Source organism: Pseudomonas sp. SIMBA_068, assembly GCF_046534705.1.
Classification (GTDB): domain Bacteria; phylum Pseudomonadota; class Gammaproteobacteria; order Pseudomonadales; family Pseudomonadaceae; genus Aquipseudomonas; species Aquipseudomonas putida.
Window position 1 is genome coordinate 1 of sequence record NZ_JAWRYI010001112.1, and the last position, 252, is coordinate 252.

The window sequence follows — 252 nt, forward strand, 5'->3', positions numbered from 1 at the left end:
CACTCCGGCATTGGCCGTGAGAATGGCCTGATGACGCTGCAGAGCTACACCCAGGTGAAGTCAGTGCAGGTTGAGCTGACGCGTTTTCAGTCAGTCTTTTAATCACTTAACCTGAGGAACGATGAATGGAATTTGATTACATTATTATTGGAGCCGGATCCGCAGGAAACGTTCTGGCTACCCGTCTGACCGAAGAGAGCAACGTGAGCGTCCTGTTGCTGGAAGCGGGCGGCCCGGATTACCGCTTTGATT

General features: G+C 52.4%; 2 protein-coding genes. Both read left to right on the plus strand.

The features are described 5' to 3' along the window. Positions 1–102, plus strand: a 102-nt coding sequence (locus tag SB756_RS32935; protein WP_410913618.1) for a hypothetical protein, incomplete at its 5' end; no start/stop codon positions are given. A 23-nt stretch (positions 103–125) separates the two neighbouring features. Further along, the coding region (locus SB756_RS32940; protein WP_410913619.1) for an NAD(P)-binding protein at positions 126–252 on the plus strand (127 nt) is incomplete at its 3' end.